14 protein-coding genes and 1 tRNA gene are annotated in these 14,518 nt (G+C 48.1%); 6 read left to right on the plus strand and 9 right to left on the minus strand.

Annotated elements, in window-relative coordinates; all coding sequences use genetic code 11:
* Window positions 1–53: 53 nt before the first annotated feature.
* From CWI69_RS00765 to CWI69_RS00780, 4 genes are all read right to left on the minus strand, one after another.
* Window positions 54–1,100, minus strand: a complete 1,047-nt coding sequence (locus CWI69_RS00765) for an MBL fold metallo-hydrolase (RefSeq protein WP_126761007.1) — start codon at window positions 1,098–1,100, stop codon at window positions 54–56.
* Between the two features lie 115 nt (window positions 1,101–1,215).
* Entirely contained in the window at window positions 1,216–2,919 is a 1,704-nt protein-coding gene (gene ggt / locus CWI69_RS00770) for a gamma-glutamyltransferase (protein WP_126761008.1), read from the minus strand.
* 114 nt (window positions 2,920–3,033) lie between these two features.
* Window positions 3,034–3,357 (minus strand): c-type cytochrome, encoded by a 324-nt coding sequence (locus tag CWI69_RS00775; RefSeq protein WP_126761009.1) that lies wholly within the window; start codon window positions 3,355–3,357, stop codon window positions 3,034–3,036.
* A 138-nt stretch (window positions 3,358–3,495) separates the two neighbouring features.
* Window positions 3,496–3,583 (minus strand) — tRNA-Ser (locus tag CWI69_RS00780).
* Between the two features lie 209 nt (window positions 3,584–3,792).
* On the opposite strand from CWI69_RS00780, the gene CWI69_RS00785 reads away from it, so the two are divergent.
* Window positions 3,793–4,206, plus strand: a complete 414-nt coding sequence (locus CWI69_RS00785; RefSeq protein WP_126761010.1) for a hypothetical protein — start codon at window positions 3,793–3,795, stop codon at window positions 4,204–4,206.
* A gap of 123 nt (window positions 4,207–4,329) precedes the next feature.
* Here the strand turns inward: CWI69_RS00785 and CWI69_RS00790 are convergent, their stop codons facing one another.
* Together CWI69_RS00790 and CWI69_RS00795 are read right to left on the minus strand one after the other, a co-directional pair.
* Window positions 4,330–4,923 (minus strand): hypothetical protein, encoded by a 594-nt coding sequence (locus CWI69_RS00790; protein ID WP_126761012.1) that lies wholly within the window; start codon window positions 4,921–4,923, stop codon window positions 4,330–4,332.
* 398 nt (window positions 4,924–5,321) lie between these two features.
* Window positions 5,322–6,008: a hypothetical protein gene (locus CWI69_RS00795; RefSeq protein ID WP_126761014.1), complete on the minus strand. Its 687-nt coding sequence runs from the start codon at window positions 6,006–6,008 to the stop codon at window positions 5,322–5,324.
* A gap of 262 nt (window positions 6,009–6,270) precedes the next feature.
* Between CWI69_RS00795 and CWI69_RS00800 the strand changes: the two genes are divergently transcribed.
* A complete protein-coding gene (locus CWI69_RS00800) occupies window positions 6,271–6,483 on the plus strand; it encodes a hypothetical protein (RefSeq protein WP_126761016.1) in 213 nt (70 codons plus the stop codon).
* A gap of 21 nt (window positions 6,484–6,504) precedes the next feature.
* Here CWI69_RS00800 and CWI69_RS00805 read toward each other — a convergent pair whose 3' ends face one another.
* On the minus strand, window positions 6,505–6,687 hold the full coding sequence (locus CWI69_RS00805; protein WP_126761018.1) for a hypothetical protein: 183 nt from the start codon (window positions 6,685–6,687) through the stop codon (window positions 6,505–6,507).
* Between the two features lie 342 nt (window positions 6,688–7,029).
* On the opposite strand from CWI69_RS00805, the gene CWI69_RS00815 reads away from it, so the two are divergent.
* The 3 genes from CWI69_RS00815 to CWI69_RS00825 all read left to right on the plus strand — a co-directional run bounded on the left by CWI69_RS00815 (window position 7,030) and on the right by CWI69_RS00825 (window position 9,838).
* Window positions 7,030–7,809 (plus strand): helix-turn-helix domain-containing protein, encoded by a 780-nt coding sequence (locus CWI69_RS00815; RefSeq protein ID WP_198678862.1) that lies wholly within the window; start codon window positions 7,030–7,032, stop codon window positions 7,807–7,809.
* Window positions 7,810–7,821: 12 nt separating this feature from the next.
* Window positions 7,822–8,991, plus strand: coding sequence for a DNA cytosine methyltransferase (locus CWI69_RS00820; RefSeq protein ID WP_126761020.1), 1,170 nt, complete (start codon window positions 7,822–7,824; stop codon window positions 8,989–8,991).
* A 274-nt stretch (window positions 8,992–9,265) separates the two neighbouring features.
* Window positions 9,266–9,838, plus strand: coding sequence for a recombinase family protein (locus tag CWI69_RS00825; protein WP_126761022.1), 573 nt, complete (start codon window positions 9,266–9,268; stop codon window positions 9,836–9,838).
* Window positions 9,839–9,988: 150 nt separating this feature from the next.
* Here the strand turns inward: CWI69_RS00825 and CWI69_RS00830 are convergent, their stop codons facing one another.
* Complete coding sequence (locus CWI69_RS00830; protein ID WP_126761024.1) at window positions 9,989–10,654, minus strand: hypothetical protein; 666 nt, start codon at window positions 10,652–10,654, stop codon at window positions 9,989–9,991.
* A gap of 452 nt (window positions 10,655–11,106) precedes the next feature.
* On the opposite strand from CWI69_RS00830, the gene CWI69_RS00835 reads away from it, so the two are divergent.
* Complete coding sequence (locus tag CWI69_RS00835; protein ID WP_126761026.1) at window positions 11,107–12,438, plus strand: hypothetical protein; 1,332 nt, start codon at window positions 11,107–11,109, stop codon at window positions 12,436–12,438.
* 11 nt (window positions 12,439–12,449) lie between these two features.
* On the opposite strand, the gene CWI69_RS00840 is transcribed toward CWI69_RS00835, so the two are convergent.
* A complete protein-coding gene (locus CWI69_RS00840; RefSeq protein ID WP_126761028.1) occupies window positions 12,450–14,255 on the minus strand; it encodes a site-specific integrase in 1,806 nt (601 codons plus the stop codon).
* Window positions 14,256–14,518: the final 263 nt, after the last annotated feature.

Here is a 14,518-nt window from a genome sequence, read left to right on the forward strand (position 1 = left end):
TGTTTTACATATAGTTGTACATAGGAATCTAAAAGTCAAGCAAGCTTTACTTTCTATTTTGGTTTGTAGGGCATCGAAATACGGGTCTCGCCTATTTTCAATTGTGAGAATGTCTGCTCACTAAGGTTATGGCGTGCTAAAGCCGTCGCGTAATCCGCGTGGGTTTCGGCTAAGCTTTCGGCAGCCAGTTGGAAGGTTCCCCAGTGCATGGCGTAGGACTGTGTCGCACCAAGATCGAAGTGCATTTGTACCGCTTCCTCCGGGTTCACATGTTGTGGCTTCATAAACCAGCGGGGTTGATAGGCACCGATTGGAATTAAGGCAACGTCGATCTGCGGAAACTGCTGACCAATTTCTTTGAATTGCACTGAGTTATAGCCCGTATCACCAGCAAACCAGACCTGCCAGTCAGCGATTTCTATATGCCAGGTCGCCCAGAGGGTATCGTTTCTATCCCAGAGGCTGCGTGCTGACCAGTGTTGGCTGGGTGTTGCAGTAATGCGCAAGGCGCCAAAGTCGGCCTGCTGCCACCAGTCAAATTCACGTACCTGCTGTGCGTTAATGCCAAGCTCAACGAACCATTCGGTAAGGCCTAAGGGCACCAGGTAAATAATATCCTCCCCCAGTGCGGCGACCGTTTCTTCATCTAAATGGTCGTAGTGGTTATGACTGATCACCACGTAATCGATTGGGGGCAGCTCAGCGGTTGTCAGCGGGGCCGGCGTCAGTCGTTTTGGCCCGGTAAAGCTCACCGGAGAAGCGCGCTCGCTGAGAATTGGGTCGGTAAGGACATTGAGCCCCCGATATTGCAATAAAAAAGTCGCATGGCCGAGCCAGGTGAGTTGAGGTTTAGTGCCAGGCTGCAGGATGCGAGCGAATGAGACATCGGTCATCGGCACCAGAGCAGGATTTTCTTCGACTTCAGCGTGTTGATCAGCCCACTCTTCGTCACCAAACCAGCGCATCATGAAAAAATCGATGGCGTCGGTATCTTTGTTTTCTACATAAGGGTTCCGATCGGCATAGGCTCCCGGCGCGGTGCAGGAACTCAAGGTAATCGACGTAGCAATAACCACAAGCAACAGAATAATCCAACGCAAGATCGGCTCCTTTTTTATGGTGGTACGCTGAGGTGTAAGACTCAGATCAGTAACTGAGGTCGTCAGAACCAACAAAACCGCCCGGAGGCGGCTTTGCGGTATGGCTTACAGCTGGTTAGAAACCAGCGGCATGACCGTCTTTACGACTCTCAGAAGCACCATAGTACACATCTTCTTCATGGTTTTTCCAGATGGCCTGATAACCGCCAAATGGCCCTACAGCTTCTTGCAGGGTGTGGCCCATTTTGATGAGTTCACGGCGGGTTTGCGCCGAAAAGCCGTTCTCAAGGCTAATAACACCGCCATCGGTCATCTGCTCACCAGTTGGCTGGCTCGAACCAGTATGCAAAATACGCGGTGCGTCGCCAGCTTCTTGTAAGTTCATATCGAAATCGATGATGTTGATCAAAATTTGCGCGTGCATCTGTGGCTGTGTTGCACCGCCCATCACGCCATAGCTCATCAATGGCTTGCCGTCTTTGGTGACAAAGGCCGGAATAATAGTATGGAATGGACGCTTGCCCGGAGCGAAGACATTGGCATGGCCTTCTTCCAGCGCAAATAATTCTCCACGGTTTTGCAATACAAAGCCAAGGCCTGTGGGAGTGACGCCTGAGCCCATACCGCGGTAGTTACTCTGAATTAACGATACCATGTTACCTTGCTGGTCAGCGGTGGTGAGATAAATGGTGTCACCCTCGGTAGGTGGATTACCAGGTTCCACTGCCATAGCCGGCTCGTTAGGATCGATTAATTTTGCCCGCTGTTTGGCGTAGCCTTTATCGAGTAAGCCTTCGACCGGAGCTTCGCTAAATGCTGGATCGGCGTAGTACTTGGCACGATCCTCAAATGCGAGTTTTTTGGCTTCAACAAAGTGGTGAATGTACTCAGCACTGTCGAACCCCATTTCCGCGAGATCAAAGTTTTCCAGAATGTTCAGAATTTGCTGTGCCGCGATACCCTGAGTATTGGGCGGCAATTCCCACAAGTCATAGCCACGGTAGTTGCTCGACACCGGCTCAACCCAGGTCGATTCATGTTGTGCTAGGTCGTCATACGAAAGGAAACCACCGTGCTCGGCGACAAAGTCACTGATGGTGTGGGCGATTTCGCCTTCATAAAACACATCGCGCCCTTGCTCAGCGATTTTCGCTAAGGTATTGGCGAGATCAGGATTTTTAAAACGTTCACCTTTTTGTGGTGGTTCACCATTCTCCAGGAAGACTGCTGCGAAGCCAGGCTGGTCGCCAATCACTGCCGCATTACGTTCGAAGTAGTAAGCGATGACTTCGGTTACCGGAAAGCCTTCGCGGGCATAGCGAATTGCTGGTGCGAGGACTTGCTCCATAGGTAACTTGCCGAACTTTTCGTGGAGTTCGAACCAACCATCCACGGTGCCGGGCACGGATAAAGGTAAAACGCCCCGCGCAGGTATTTTGTCGTAACCATTTTCAATGAAATACTCTAACGACAAACTTTGCGGTGAACGGCCCGATGCATTCAGGCCATAAAGCTGTTCGGTCTCTGCGTCCCAGATAATGGCAAATAAATCGCCGCCAATACCATTGCCGGTCGGCTCGACTAGGCCGAGCACGGCGTTCGCTGCGATGGCTGCATCAATAGCATTGCCGCCTTGTTGCATGATGTCGAGCGCAACCTGAGTAGCCAATGGTTGACTGGTTGCCGCCATGGCGTTAGGTGCCATAGCTTCAGAACGCGTCGCGAAATGATGACCGGTGATACGGTCAGCAGCCGCGGCGGCACTGGTGATTAAGGTAAGACTCGTTGCTAGTGCAAACGAAAGTAATGAGGATTTCATGGTCGCCTCCTGGTGAGCTAAGTAGCTTCACTATAACGAGGCGACGCTAAAGGTGATAGTTTATTCGACGGATGCCGTTATCCATTCGACGACTTGCCGCTTATTTCCGATCCTTTACTTTAAACTCAGGATCCATTCAGCCAACAGGGTGAGTTGCTCATCGCTCAACTGTGGTTGCGCTGGCATTGGCGTCTGGCCCCATTTACCTTTGCCGCCGTTTTTAATGCTGTCTTTTAAGGTTGCTACGGCATTATCCTGACCGGCATACTTTTCCGCAACATCTTTATAAGCCGGACCAACGATCTTGTTTTCGATTCCATGGCACGCCGTACAGGCATTTTGCTGCGCAAGTTTCTCGGCTTCTTCGTTCGCCTGAAGATTAGCGCTGAATAGTAATGTCGCGAATACAATAGAGCTACCAATTAGTTTCTGTAACATGCTTACTACTCCTTGATGAAAAATTCGTCACTGCCATCATAACGATAAACAGCAGCATTGCCAAAGAATACGTAGATGTCAGGCAGGTAGATTTATGCAGACACAAAAAAACCGCCACAAGGGCGGTTCTTTTGTATCTGGCGGAGAGAGAGGGATTCGAACCCTCGATACGTTGCCGTATACACACTTTCCAGGCGTGCTCCTTCAGCCACTCGGACACCTCTCCGTAAAACGCGCGCCATCATAGGGAATTACGGCCATTCCGTCAACCGCTTTTGCGGCGGGTTCAATGGGTTAGCCAACACTTTTTGTTGACGATTTAGGGCGTCACTGTACCACCTTTCTGTATCAATTTGGAATAAGCTTGGTGTATGAGTAGACGTTCGATTATAGTCATAAGCTAATGGAGCTTAAGCAGCTAATTAGGAGGCTCTTATGATCGACACGGCATATCTACAAGAGTTGCTGACTATAGCAAAACAAAAAGGCTATGAGGGTCTCCCAGCAAAGGATATCTGGGATAACTGTTGCAGCTCTGAAGACAGTAATTCACAAGAGGTTATGAAGTTTATCTACCATATGGACGCAATCTGGGATAGCGGCTTGATAAACTGGAAAGATAATCTTCAAATTGAACGCTGGGGATTTACTGACCATGGGCATGGTGAGCTAACGTTAACGGCTTCTAATTTGGTTTTAACATCCACCGGCCATGCTTTAGCAGAGAAACTGAGCACAGATAGCAAGCTTAAACGTTTTACTCAGCTAGTTAAGTCGGCGGGAGTTACAGCGGGGACAATCGCATTCGGTGAACTGATAAGCGCCTATATTTCTGGCCGCCTTAGTTAGAAGCTGAATTAGAGAGCCAGTTAACAGTCAGAATAAGTCGCTAATATACATATTCAGCGCGCTTTTGATACCACGAGTTCTGGTAAATAGAATAGAGTATTAAGGGCTGGGCTGATTTTCTTTTTACTTGGAGAGAACAGCTACGACAGCGTCGACCAAAGTTCTTAAGGCCTCCTCTTTCATTTCGTCAGAAGTTGTCCACCAAAAAAATCCGCCGACAACGAGAACCAATATTAAACTTGCTGCAAGTTCGGAGAAGCCGTTTAGTAACCAAGAACCGAATCGCGAAGCGGCACTCGGTTTCTTATACTCTTTCGCCGCCGCTTTTAGTTGGTTAGTTGCTTGAGTTAAGGCTCTTGATTTTTCCTTTTCTAATGCGGCTGTTTTTCTTTCCCACTCTCGCTTCGATTGTTCATGCTCGCGCTTAAATTCGTTTCTTACTTCTTCTGCAATACGATCGGTAACTTCAGAGAGAAAAACGGTGGCTGATTTTTTATAGCTATCGAGAGTTTCTTGGCTTCGGACTGCGTTTTCGTGGTGCATCTTTACGCGGTCTTGGATTACAGCTTCAGTTTCACCATCCTCCCGAAGCCTCACCGCTAGCTCATGCTTTGATTTCTTATAGAAAGAGTAAGCGATAAAGCCAACAGGGTCATTATCGCCTTCTACTAAACACTCAAAGACCCATCGCTTTTTATTATTTTTATTGCTAGCCATCGATTATTATTTAAAGTCCGTTTGTTGTTATTGTCCTAGGCGCAATACTTTCCTTTAGCGTAGGCCGCTAAAAAAGCCCCTGACAGGCGATTTTTCAGCTGTTTAGAGGTTGAGTTGGCTCGAGTTACGGTAGTAGCTGAGGCCCGAGAAATGTAAACACCGTCGAGAGCCTTTGATATAAGCTTGCGCTTTTCGGCTTCTGTAAGCTGCGAATACCGCTCTTTGGTATGTTTCACAGCAACCTCCTTTACGTCGGAATGTAACGATATCTTAGGTTAGAGGCGCATCGCTTGCAATACTTGCCGGTTAATTTTTAGTCAGAACCTGTATGGAAAGGCGGAGGGGTCGCAAGGGCGTTGCGCGATAAAAAGATTAACCAAGTACGAGATATACAACGCTCAAGCAGTAAGCAGAGTGATAACTGCAACTACTCCAAGAGCTGGAACTGCATATAGGTCATACAAATCAAGAATCATTTGACGAGGCATGTTAACGCTAACGAAGCGCTCATAGTCTTCCATTACAATTTGTACCTCTCGGAATCGACGATAAGAGCTGTTCTGGGAGGAGCCGACTAAGCCGCTCTCAAAGTCTTCAGTCTCCGTATCGTTTGCAGCGCAGAATTCATTGTAAAGATTCTTCAGAGCTTCGCGTAATCTAATTGCTTCGTCCAATAAATCGCGTAGTTGATAGACATTAAAGTCTCGAATCTGCTTATCCCTAAGTAATGCTGAAAGGTACAGGGCTCCACTTACCAAAATCGCTAAGATTATTACAAGTTTCAATCGCCATAAGTCCTCTACGGGCTTGGTAAGTTGCCAGAAGCCGTGTTCTGCCCATCGGTTCAGGCCATATAAAAAAATTTGCGATAAGGTTAATAAAGATGTCGTAAAGAAAGCCCTTTTCATCGAAACCGTGGCGTGCCCTTGCCAATCTGAATAGAGGTCGGATATTTGGGGGAGGTTGGGGTGGGCGCGCACTGATTCCGCTACCTTGTGGAATTCAGTTAAGGTTTCATAGCTACCCTCTTTTTTTAGAAATTCCACAAACTGATTATGGTGTACGTTAGCTTGTGTGGGGTCCATTGACATGTCTCCGTTACGATATCCCAACACTATTCACTATTCCGTTTAGTTGTTCAACCCGGCGAACGTTATTAGCTTCGCAGACTCTTGTTTGGAGTATAACTCTAAAAAGATGTCGAGCGGTCGCGTCTAGCCTGTTACTTGTCAGAGTTTCAAACACCTAACTAAATCAGCGATTAATACTCACACGAGACTATTAAGTTGCTGAAATTATTGAAAGTTGCTATTTTTATGCCTTCTTCAAGTACTCAGGAGGTGCTCGATGGAATCAACTGGCGATAAAAGAAAGCTTCGTAAGAGCATGGAATTAGAACGTGAGCTGTGGAGTAAGCTAGCCCAGGCTAAGATTCGCACGTTTTACAGTGTCTCGGAACTCATAGCCATCGCTGTGGACTCCTTTGACTTCAACAGTATTCGTGAGCCTAAAGTAGTGACGAGGCCTCGTAAGAATAAGCCACAGCATCCACCACAGTAAATTGCCGAGCGGGCGCTCAGTCTACTTTCGGTTATCCGGTGCTGATGCGCTCTCATTCAACTTCAGGGCAAGTTGAGCCTCAAGAGCGGTAATCTCTGAGTCGAACTGTTGAATCATAGCTGTGGCTCGTTCAAGCGAGTAAAGCCACGTCGTTTTGGCAAGTTGCTTTTGGTGAATGAGCTGTTTGATTGCGGGCGCGTCCATGGCAGTCTCCATTGATGAATGACGGTCACTATCATATCAGCGGCAAGAGAGGTGCGTAAGACGTACGGCTGTAGGAGATTGCGTCATTTGACCGGAGAAAAAGCCGTATGCAAGTTCCAATACCCTTAAGCGTGGATGCTTACGCAGCAACTATTTCGCCACTGTTTTCACACTAACTTACTGTCGGAGCTGCTCCTTCGCTCTGACTGTCAGTCATAAATGCTTCAGTTATCGAATGAACGAGTGCCAAGAAGCCCCTAATTTAGTTGCGCATGTGACTTATAGTCCGTAGATTGATAGTCAACAAATGCCACATCATGTGCCAAATAGGGAGCGCATGGTATGGAAATAGAACAAATCTTTGGGGAAAATGTAAGATTCTTCAGGAAGCAAAAGAATATCAGCCAAGAGGAATTAGCTGAACTGGCTGAATTGGATAGAACTTACGTCAGCTCAATCGAGCGCGGTGCTCGTAACGTTAGCTTAAAAAACATAAAGAAACTTGCTGATGCCTTAGGTGTACGCCCAGAAGATCTTTTGGGAGACAACAGTTCTTTTGCAAAACTCTTTGCTGGCGAAACAGGAGTCGATGCAGCCTTAGCGCTCTATAATGAGCTGATAGTAGACGATGACCGATTAAAGCTGTTGAAAATGTATAAGATGAAAGTGGCAGGTTCCGTACCTTCTGTTCTGTGGGAATTATTCGGTGCCATTCTAACGGGCAAAAAAGGTGCTGGCGGGGTAGGCGCTGATTTAGATGGATGGGAAGTAAAGTCCGCGAAAGACGGAGGCGCTTATGAGTACCAGTACCACCTCAAGACTGGCTTACAAAAGCTAAAAGAGGATTGCGAGGTTAACCATCTATTCTGCAATTATAATAAGGATTATTCGCGGCTAGAGGTTCGGGCAATTCATGGTTCGGATTTGGCTGATGAATATTTTAAGGCCTGGACTCCAAAGTACGAAGCGAATTATGACCCGACCGTTGATAGCGCTGCAAGAAGACAGCGATTCAGAAGAAATATCCCTAAGGGGAAAGTAAACGAGCTTGGTGTGCTTATCTTGAGGATAGAAAATGGTATTGTTACCCATCGCGACCAAGAGGCGCTAGATAATTTTTAGAAGCGAGTGTGTATGAACTTTGCTGAGTTTTTTGCAGGGGTAGGCTTAGTTAGAGAGGGGCTGTCCCATTGCGGTTGGGAGTGCGTCTGGGCAAATGATTACTCGGCTGATAAAGAAGCTGTCTACGTCGCTAATTATGGTGGTGAGCATTTTGCACTGGGCGACGTATGGCAAGCAGTGTCTACTCCCGATATAGTCCCTGATGATGTATTTCTATATACAGCATCCTTTCCGTGTACCGATCTTTCAGTGGCTGGTGCAAGACAAGGACTTGCAGGGAAAGAGTCTGGTTCACTGGGGGCTGTTATCCAACTTCTTGCGAGTAAAGACAGCGCTGGGAATGCTCCGCCTGTAGTTATGCTTGAAAACGTTAGGGGCTTTCTTACATCGCATGAAGGACTGGATGTTATAAACACAGTAGCCAACTTTAACAAGCTTGGTTACGTCGTGGATATCCTTGAAATTGATGCGATACATTTCGTTCCGCAAAGTCGGCCTAGAGTATTTCTCTTCGCAGTGAAAGAGTGGCTAGCGGAAGAGGTCATGAAGATAAAACCCCAGCAGGACTTACTTGAGAAATGGTGGCTGGACTTCCAAGCGAGGCCATTAATGAGGCCTAGAAATCTTGAGAAGGTTATAAAGAAATCCCATGAACTTCAGTGGGGCTTACTTCCAGTGCCGGACTTGCCCCAACGGACGAGCTCGCTTAAGGATATCGTTGAGACAGAGGTTGAAGAATCATTTTGGTGGAGTAAAGAACGCTCCTCTAAGTTAATTGGCCAAATGGCTCCAAGCCACCTCGGTCAATTACAGGCCATGATGAATTCATCGGTACCCAAATACGGGGCAGTTTATCGTAGGGTGCGGAAAGGGATAAGTCGGGCAGAGATTAGAACTGACGGTGTTGCTGGCTGTTTGCGAACTCCGAAAGGCGGCTCAAGTAAGCAGATCTTAATAGAGGCGCACAATGGTGAGTACCGAGTGCGTTATATGACTCCTCGCGAATACGCACGCTTACAGGGCGTTCGAGATGACTTCGTCTTGCCGGATAACCACAATAAAGCTTATTTCGCCATGGGGGATGCAGTCTGTGTTGATGTCTTAGAATTCATTGGCAATGAGATATTAACACCACTTTATAATGCCTACGTTGAAAAAGCAGACGCCCGGCTTGCAGGATAATAGGGCTATTTTACCCCAAAAATTTGTGTCCCTAATCGACCAACGATGAAAGCGTCTATTCCCCCATGGGTATCGGCGCTCGGACGAAAAGCCTTCTTGAAATTCTTCCCTCTCTCGACGTATAGACAAAACTGACGATCTGACATCATAGTCTACTTGGATGTCACATGCAGTCATGTCATATTTTTTGCCCCTGAACGCCTTGACGGAGAGTTGAAACATCGATCTAATGGAAGGGTCTAGATGCTGTTGTCACATTCAGGAGGGAAGTAACATGCAACGAATCGCCTACATCCGAGTATCAAGTACTGACCAGAATACAGAGCGCCAGCTTGACGGTGTTAGTTATGACAAGGAGTTCGTCGATAAGTGTTCAGGTGGCTTAAAGCAGCGGCCAGCACTCGACCGACTATTGGAACATGTGAGAGAGGGTGATGTTGTCCTCGTCCACAGCATTGACCGTATGGCTCGCAACCTGCGACACCTGCTTGAGTTGATTGATACCTTCAAAGAGAAAGGCGTGACCGTTGAGTTCGTGAAGGAGAGCATGAGGTTCACACCTGCTACCAATAACCACATGCAAGACCTCATGCTCAGAGTCATGGGTGCTGTGTCTGAGTTCGAGAAGGCAATGATTAACGAGCGGCAGCGAGAGGGGATTGCTCAGGCCAAGGCTAAAGGTATTTACACCGGAGGCAAGCGCAGAGTGAATCACCAGCGTGCCTTAGCGTTGCACTCGAAGGGCATGACTAAAGCAGCGATTGCTCGTGAGCTTGATGTCCATTGGCGTACTGTCCATCGAATCATTGAAGAACATGCAAAGAGTGAAGCCACAGCGCCAGCGTAAAGGCTTCTAAATGACTCCCTAAGATCGTTTCAGCGCTGACCTGAGGCAGTGTAGCGTTTGACGCTGAGACGATCTTAGAGGCCTTCTCAGGGCTTCTGCCTACCACCAGATTAGTCGTTATATTGTTGTTTCCTGTCTCTCTTACCCTGCTTAAAACACCTTGATTCCTTTGAGTGTGAGCAACCCCGCAATTATCGCGGCAATGAACATGAGAACTGGGATTACAGTTGTATGGGTGACATCTTCTTTGAGGAGTACCCGAATGATATTCTTAAGATAGTTTGTAGGTAGCATTCGAAAGGTCAAGTTAACTGGCACAACGTTTCCCGTCTCTTGGGGAGTTGACTCTGCACCTTTAACAAAAGTGCACTTCAGTCGTGTTCTTGCCTGCTTGCTGTCCCCATCACCCCATGCTATCGACATCTTGACCCCATCATAAGGTTCTTTTAACTCGGATATCCACGACTGGTTAGAGTTCGCGTGCCTTACAGCTAGATGCCAAAGCTGATTGTCTAGGCGCTTAGATTTTTGTTTATCCCGTCCTAAATTACTCCTAACGGACTCCCTGACCTTCTGCCAGAAGCTGTCTTCCTTAGTTACCCAATAACGCCAAGCACTGTAGAACAGTAATGCCCAAGAGATGACCATGAGAGCTTTAGGGTTGTCTATCGAAAACTGGATGAACATGAGAGCCATATTCCCATCACCTGATGATGGGTCAGTCTTCAGCTCGAGACCGAGAAGCCAGTAAGCGATGAAAGCGCCTGACACGACTTTCAGGTTGCGCTGATAAGGGTTTAACTCGTCGATAGCCATTAGCTTTCCTTGTAGTTAGTAGCTGTGATTAAGCAGGCGAAGTTGTAGAGCGACACTACACCTTATCAGAGTAATCTCGCTTTAATCTCTATCAGCATTAACCAAGATTATTAAAAAGTCCTTGCACTTCCCCCTAGACCTTACCGTTGCTGGCCTCCGTCAGGTCACGCACCTTGGGGAAGAAAGTCGTCTCAGGTCACGTGCCTGCGATAGAAAAAGACTGACGCTTATCGTTAACCACACGCCGTAAAGACTACCGATTGTGAGCGTTTAATCGAGTTGCGTACAGGCTAGTTCATATCCTCACTCAATAATCACCATTCAATTATCAATCAACGACAGACGCTGTGCCTAGCATTTCGCTGCCTATAGGGGGCGCTATGTCATATACCAGTAGTTTAGAGCTACTCGTTGATATCACAGCATTTTTATTCACTTTAAACAGGAGACACATGAACACATCTATTATTAACCGATCCGAGATTAACTACGAGTGGAGCCAGACGTTAACCAAACGCTCAGGCCAAGAGACCAAAGTGCGTACTGCTCCGCTCATCAGCAACTGTGGATTAACCGCTGATTGGGTCACGGATATGACTGATGATTTATTTCCTTCACTGAGTAATAGGGCAAGTAAGCCAACAAGACAGGCTATGCAAGCGGCATTACTCAATATCGCCAATGGGGTCAGTGAGAGGGCAGTGCACGGACAGCCTTCAGGGTTCCTATGTGAACTATCCAATACCTCCAAGAAGGTTCCCAAGCGTTACCGTGACCATGACTACTCATCCAATACCATGGGTGCAGTGCTTAGCGCGCTTGAGGCTGAAGGCTTCCTAGAGTGCCACAAGGGGTATCGGACAAAAGGTTACAGCAGCGGCTTATCGACTCTGTGGCTTCCTACTCACAGCGCAAAGCAGTTCTTGTCAGCGCTGAACGAGATGCTCGTCATCGAGTTCTTTCGTCAAGACACTGAGACGCTCTGGCTTAAGTCTCGTAACGGCGGTTTGCTTGATTATAAGGACGACATGCTGACCAATGACATGAGGCTTCTGCTACGTAACACGAATGACTTACGTGCCTGTGTGAACTGGTATTATCGGCCACAGGGAGCAGCTTCTGATGTTCCTGGCCTTCATATAGGCGAAGCGTTAATACCGATCGGAAAGCGTGACCTGACGTTTAAGCGGCAGTTTAATGAAACCTTTAATAAGGGAGGTCGTTTCTACGGGAACGTACAGCAACTCAGTAAACAGGAACGCGCTACTATCACCATGAATGGCGAGCCTACGACTGAGCTTGATATAAAAAGCCTGCATCCGCGAATGCTTTACAACATGAAGGGAATCGCTGCGCCTTTCGACTGTTACGACATCGACGGTTATGACCGAGAAACTATGAAGACGGTCGGCCTGATTGCCTTGAACGCAAAGTCTGAGCTGTCAGCAGTCAGAGCGCTTGCCAATAGCCTCAGCACAACGCACGAGTACGCAAGGCGAGCTATCGAGGCCTTTCGGTTAAAGCATCAGCCTATTGCCGAGTTCTTGTTCTCCTCGAGCTGGAGCATGTTGCAGTACCAAGACAGTGAACTTGCTAAGGACATCCTGAGTGAGGCCGCTGACGAGGGAATACCAGTCATACCTGTTCACGATAGCTTCATCAGCAGCACATCACATGCTCAGAAGCTATCAGGCATCATCCACAAGCAGTATGAAAAACGGTTTGGCTTCCTGCCTGTCGTAGAGCCTACACTGCGCCCTGTCTGTCAGAGTAGTGCAGCATAAACGTCACGATCTTAGCGGCTACTATACGAATCGGCAGAACACCCAACCAGATTGACTCTAGGTAGCTTCTCAATCGCTTCTGAAAGGGTGACTAACTGATACTCTCCGTAGGTGTCAGCCACATCGCCTGAGCTGTGCCCTGTCAGGGTATCGCTCACATCCTTAGCAATGCCATTAGCCCGTGCCAGCGTCTTAAATGTATGTCTGAATCCATGCATGGGCTTGATTGCTGGGTTGATACCTAAAGACTGACGGAAGTAGTCGCTCAGCCACTTAGAGACTCGATTTGCGTACTTCTTGCCACTGCCTTGGCTCAACTGCGGGAAAACTCTTTGGCTATCCTGAAGGCTGTTCAGGTAATCAATGAAACCAAGTTCAATAAGGTGCGAGTGAAGCGGTACGCGCCGGACACTGCCTTTGTTCTTAACGCTCTTATCGTCGGCATCCGCATTGATATGAATGTAATAAAGATTATCAGTGGAGCGAACGTCAGCTACGTGTAATTGAGCCAGCTCCTCGACTCGTGCTCCAGTGTAATAGGCTAGTAGGGGAAGCCAGTAGACAGCCTCACCGTAAGCGCCGGAGCTGGGTCGGTAACCATCGGTAAATAGCGGGCTTGAGAATATCCTCTCAATGTCAGCCACTGAGTACTGCTTCTCGCTCCCTGAACGGTTCTCAATGGACTTGGACAGTCGCTTCGTTGTCCCATGGACAGGGTTGAACTGACACAGCTCGCGCTCGGCTGCATACTCAAAGACGGAGCTTAAGCCCATGAGCTGCTTCTTGACCGTGCTAGCTGAAAGCAGCGTCATCCCGTGAGACTTCGCTAGTGCTGCTTGTTCTGCTAAGGGCAAGGCTCGAATATCACTCTTGGCGCGACTAGGAAGGGTTAACAGTAAGTCTGAAAACTCGAATACATCAGCCTTAGTGACTGCTGCCACAGGCTTCTCACCGATAAACTCGGCAAACCGTTTAACCGTGACTTTATAATCCTTGAGGGTATTCTCCGTGGCCTTGTCGCGTCCCTTATTGTAGCGTCTGGTTGCCTCACAGAAGTCCTCAAAGACCTGTACAATGGTAACGCCTTGCGGCTTCTCAATACCTTCGTGAAGGCTTGCTGTGCGCTCTATGGGCTGAGTTAGCTGCATGTTGTCTGTGTTGAGGAAGTCAGGCTCATCACCTGTGAAGTAGACCAAATCAATTACAGCCTGACGCAACCGAGGAACCAGACGACCAAGTGATACAAGAAGCCTCTTGAACGACTCGCTGTCACGGCTAATTAGGTAGCCTGCTTCACTAATCAATCCACTGGCGACATCGCCGAACTCAGCCTCTAACGCTGCATCCAAGTCAGGCTCAGCGTCACAGCGATGGTCACTATCATCTGCTGACTCCAGCACAGCCGCAGCCGCTTCTTTGGTATCTCGCCACTCACCAAGGCGAACAGCCATGAGGTCATACTTGAGCATGTCAGTAGCGCCGAGCGTTTTGCTCTGCTGCATGCGCAGTAGCTCTGAGTTGTAGTAGCGTGCTGTGAGGATGTTAATGTCACGGAGGCTTAGAGTGTCCTGCTCGACTTCCAGTGTCGCCTCGAGTTTAAGCTGGCGCTCAATCTTGCGGCGGCAGGCCTCGAACTCTTGGCTTATCCGATCGTATTCAATGGGGAACGATGCACGGGCTTCGGACAGATCTTTGGTTCGCAGGGAGCGCTTAACTTCTGTCTTGCCGTAGGCTGTTTTAATGTCTTGAGGAACTGCGCGGCGAATCCAGTAGACGCCGGTTTTGGAATGCTTGTAAGGCTGAGCCATTATACCCATCTGTACCACCTTTCTGTACCACTACGGTACTTACTCAGTGCTGGTAAGCCATTGAACCGCAAAGAATTCTAGATGAATCAGTGCGTTAAACCGCTGGGAGGTGACGATGAATCCGGTACCCTCGATACGTTGCCGTATACACACTTTCCAGGCGTGCTCCTTCAGCCACTCGGACACCTCTCCAAAAGCGGCCGCAATAATAGGCCATCGGCTCTTTAAAAACAAGAGCGTTATTAGATATCTGATACGAGTTAATGGTTGTT

It is taken from the genome of Pseudidiomarina halophila (assembly GCF_003987215.1).
Taxonomy (GTDB): domain Bacteria; phylum Pseudomonadota; class Gammaproteobacteria; order Enterobacterales; family Alteromonadaceae; genus Pseudidiomarina; species Pseudidiomarina halophila.

What these genes read in the sequence shown, in the direction of transcription:
- CWI69_RS00820 (WP_126761020.1), top strand. Translation starts at nt 7,822, where the DNA reads ATGAACTTTGCTGAGTTTTTTGCAGGGGTAGGCTTAGTTAGAGAGGGG.
- CWI69_RS00790 (WP_126761012.1), bottom strand. Translation starts at nt 4,923, where the DNA reads ATGGCTAGCAATAAAAATAATAAAAAGCGATGGGTCTTTGAGTGTTTA.
- CWI69_RS00785 (WP_126761010.1), top strand. Translation starts at nt 3,793, where the DNA reads ATGATCGACACGGCATATCTACAAGAGTTGCTGACTATAGCAAAACAA.
- CWI69_RS00805 (WP_126761018.1), bottom strand. Translation starts at nt 6,687, where the DNA reads ATGGACGCGCCCGCAATCAAACAGCTCATTCACCAAAAGCAACTTGCC.
- CWI69_RS00800 (WP_126761016.1), top strand. Translation starts at nt 6,271, where the DNA reads ATGGAATCAACTGGCGATAAAAGAAAGCTTCGTAAGAGCATGGAATTA.
- CWI69_RS00775 (WP_126761009.1), bottom strand. Translation starts at nt 3,357, where the DNA reads ATGTTACAGAAACTAATTGGTAGCTCTATTGTATTCGCGACATTACTA.
- CWI69_RS00825 (WP_126761022.1), top strand. Translation starts at nt 9,266, where the DNA reads ATGCAACGAATCGCCTACATCCGAGTATCAAGTACTGACCAGAATACA.
- ggt (WP_126761008.1), bottom strand. Translation starts at nt 2,919, where the DNA reads ATGAAATCCTCATTACTTTCGTTTGCACTAGCAACGAGTCTTACCTTA.
- CWI69_RS00815 (WP_198678862.1), top strand. Translation starts at nt 7,030, where the DNA reads ATGGAAATAGAACAAATCTTTGGGGAAAATGTAAGATTCTTCAGGAAG.
- CWI69_RS00835 (WP_126761026.1), top strand. Translation starts at nt 11,107, where the DNA reads ATGAACACATCTATTATTAACCGATCCGAGATTAACTACGAGTGGAGC.
- CWI69_RS00840 (WP_126761028.1), bottom strand. Translation starts at nt 14,255, where the DNA reads ATGGGTATAATGGCTCAGCCTTACAAGCATTCCAAAACCGGCGTCTAC.
- CWI69_RS00795 (WP_126761014.1), bottom strand. Translation starts at nt 6,008, where the DNA reads ATGGACCCCACACAAGCTAACGTACACCATAATCAGTTTGTGGAATTT.
- CWI69_RS00830 (WP_126761024.1), bottom strand. Translation starts at nt 10,654, where the DNA reads ATGGCTATCGACGAGTTAAACCCTTATCAGCGCAACCTGAAAGTCGTG.